Genomic DNA, 2,953 nt, shown 5'->3' with positions numbered 1-2,953 from the left:
GTCTGACCGATGTTGAGGATTTCGGTCGGATGGTTGACGCGGCGCCATGCCATGTCGGTGACATGCAGCAGGCCGTCGATGCCGCCGAGGTCGACGAACGCACCGTAATCGGTGATGTTCTTGACGACGCCTTCGACAACCTGGCCTTCTTCGAGGTTCTGCACGATTTCCGAACGCTGTTCGGCGCGGCTCTCTTCGAGCACGGTACGGCGAGACACCACGATGTTGCCGCGGCGGCGATCCATCTTGAGGATCTCGAAGGGCTGCGGGTTGTGCATCAGCGGGGAGACGTCGCGGATCGGGCGGATATCGACCTGGCTGCGCGGCAGGAAGGCCACGGCGCCGTCGAGGTCGACCGTGAAGCCGCCCTTGACCTGGTTGAAGATAACGCCTTCGACGCGCTCACCCTTGGTGAACTTCTCTTCGAGGCGGACCCAGCTCTCTTCGCGACGGGCCTTCTCACGGGAAAGCATTGCTTCGCCAAGCGCGTTTTCAATGCGCTCGACATAGACTTCGACGGTGTCACCAACCTTGAGGGTAGTGTCCTTGCCCTTGACGCCGAATTCCTTCAGCGGCACGCGGCCTTCGACCTTGAGGCCGACGTCGATGATGGCCATGTCCTTTTCGATCGCCGTGATCGTGCCCTTGACGACCTGGCCTTCGCCGGAGTGACCGGTGGTGAATGATTCTTCGAGCAGGCTCGCGAAATCATCGCGAGTGGGATTTGCAGCTGACATTGTTTCTCCTGGAGTGCCCCGCATCTGGAAGCGGGACGGGCGCCGTGGGTTAGCGTTGCGTTGGCCTGCCGGCGTTCCGGGCTACAAAAGCCCTGGGCCGCTCTTTAAGCGGCAATTCCGGCGCATGTAGAATGCTGGCAGGCTGGTTCGTGCCCGATATGGGTATTTTCTTCGCCTCCGACAACGGAAAGACGAGGGAAAAACCCGGATCAGACCTAGTCTCTCTTGGCCAAGACGTCATCGATGATCGCCATGGCTGCAAGAAACGCGGCTTCTATAGCCATTTCGCTGGTATCAAGCAAGTGCGCGTCGGCGGCCGGCTTCAAAGGTGAGTCGGCACGGCCCATGTCGCGCTGGTCGCGGCGCATGATATCGGCGAGGATCTCGGTAAAATCAGCGGTCCCGCCGATGCTCTCGATCTCGGCCAGCCGGCGCTGTGCTCGCACCTCGGCGCTCGCCGTCACATAGAGTTTGATGTCGGCGTCGGGGCACACCACGGTGCCGATGTCGCGCCCATCGAGCACCGCACCCGGCGGTGTCTTGGCGAAGTCGCGCTGCTTTTCGACGAGGATGCGCCGCACGGTCGGGTACACTGCGACCTTGGAGGCCGCCTCGCCGACCGCATGCGCCGACAAGACCGTCCGGTCGAGCTTTGCCAGATCGACCTGGCGGGCAGCGGTTTCAGCCGCCGAGACATTGTCGAGCGGCAGCGCGTGCTGGATGAGCGCATAGGCCACGGCACGGTAGGTGAGGCCGGTGTCGAGCAGGTTGAGGCGGTAGTGGTCGGCCAGCCGGCGGGCGAGGGTGCCCTTGCCGGCGCCGGCGGGGCCGTCGATGGCGATGGTGAAGACGTGTGTCATTGGCAGACCGCCGAAAGGGTTGGGCGCTGGCCTGCCAACGTACCAAGGCTATTGGTTGCCACGACCGTCACCCGATCTCCGCGCCCAGCGCCGTCATCAGCCCCATGAACTCCGGAAAGCTGGTCGCGATCATGGCGGCGTCGTCAATGGTCACCGGCTTTTCCGTCGCCAGCCCCATGACCAGAAAGCTCATGGCGATGCGGTGATCGAGATGGGTCTGCACGGTGGTGTCCTTGCCATTGGGATGGCCGCCAAGGCCCTTGCCGCCCGGTTTGCCGCGCACGGCAAGCGAAGCTTCGCCTTCGGTGCAGTCGACGCCGTTGAGCGTCAGCCCGTTGGCGACGGCCGACAGCCGGTCGGATTCCTTCACCCGCAACTCCTCCAGCCCCTGCATCAGCGTTTCGCCCTCGGCGAAGCTCGCAGCGACCGCCAGCACCGGATACTCGTCGATCATCGACGGCGCCCGCTCGGGCGGCACGATGACGCCCTTGAGCTCGGAGTAACGTACCCGCAGGTCGGCGACATCCTCGCCGCCGGCATTGCGCGGGTTGAGGATGTCGATGTTGCCGCCCATCTCCTGCAGCGTCAAAAGCAGGCCGGTGCGGGTCGGGTTCATCAGTACGTTTTCGATCGTGATGTCCGAACCCGGCACGATCAGGGCGGCCACCAGCGGGAAGCCGGCTGAGGACGGGTCGCCCGGCACGGCGATGGTCTGGCCGGTCAGCTTGCCCTGGCCTTCGATGAAGATGTGGCGCACGCCACGCTCGTCGGTTTCGACCGACAGATTGGCGCCAAACCCCTTCAGCATCTTTTCGGTGTGGTCGCGTGTCATCACCGGCTCGATCACCGTGGTGATGCCGGGCGTGTTGAGGCCGGCGAGCAGCACTGCGGACTTCACCTGCGCCGAGGCCATCGGCACGCGATAGGTGATCGGTGCGGCATGCTTGGGTCCATGCAGTGTGATCGGCATGCGGTCGCCCGGCGTCGCCTTCAGCACCTGCACGCCCATCTGGCGCAAGGGTTCCAGCACACGGCCCATCGGCCGGCCCGACAGCGAGGCATCGCCGATGAAGGTCGTCTCCATGTCATAGGTGCCGACAAGGCCCATGGTCAGCCGCGAGCCGGTGCCGGCATTGCCGAAATCGAGCGGGCCTTCCGGCTGCAGCAGCGCGCCGTTGCCGGTGCCGCGGATCACCCACTCGTCGCCGTTCTTCTCGATATGCGCGCCCATTGCCTTCATGGCCGCGCCCGTGCGCATCACGTCCTCGCCTTCGAGCAGGCCGGTGATGCGGGTCTCGCCGGAGGCGAGGCCGCCGAACATGAAGGAACGGTGCGAGATCGACTTATCACGCGAGA

3 protein-coding genes are annotated in these 2,953 nt (G+C 64.5%); all 3 read right to left on the bottom strand.

Annotated elements, in window-relative coordinates; genetic code table 11:
* Nucleotides 1-737 (bottom strand): S1 RNA-binding domain-containing protein (locus EN932_RS32720; protein WP_128369390.1); only part of this gene is annotated, 737 nt, incomplete at its 3' end.
* 215 nt (nucleotides 738-952) lie between these two features.
* On the bottom strand, nucleotides 953-1,597 hold the full coding sequence (cmk, locus tag EN932_RS32715) for a (d)CMP kinase (RefSeq protein WP_032898722.1): 645 nt from the start codon (nucleotides 1,595-1,597) through the stop codon (nucleotides 953-955).
* A 67-nt stretch (nucleotides 1,598-1,664) separates the two neighbouring features.
* Nucleotides 1,665-2,953, bottom strand: a 1,289-nt coding sequence (aroA, locus tag EN932_RS32710) for a 3-phosphoshikimate 1-carboxyvinyltransferase (protein WP_128369389.1), incomplete at its 5' end; no start/stop codon positions are given.

The sequence above is a fragment of the Mesorhizobium sp. M7A.F.Ca.US.002.01.1.1 genome (assembly GCF_004022955.1).
GTDB classification, from domain to species: domain Bacteria; phylum Pseudomonadota; class Alphaproteobacteria; order Rhizobiales; family Rhizobiaceae; genus Mesorhizobium; species Mesorhizobium ciceri.
This window is presented reverse-complemented; position numbering and strand designations above follow the sequence as displayed.

Excerpts from the sequence above, each read along its gene's own strand:
- cmk (WP_032898722.1), bottom strand. The coding sequence starts at position 1,597 with ATGACACACGTCTTCACCATCGCCATCGACGGCCCCGCCGGCGCCGGC.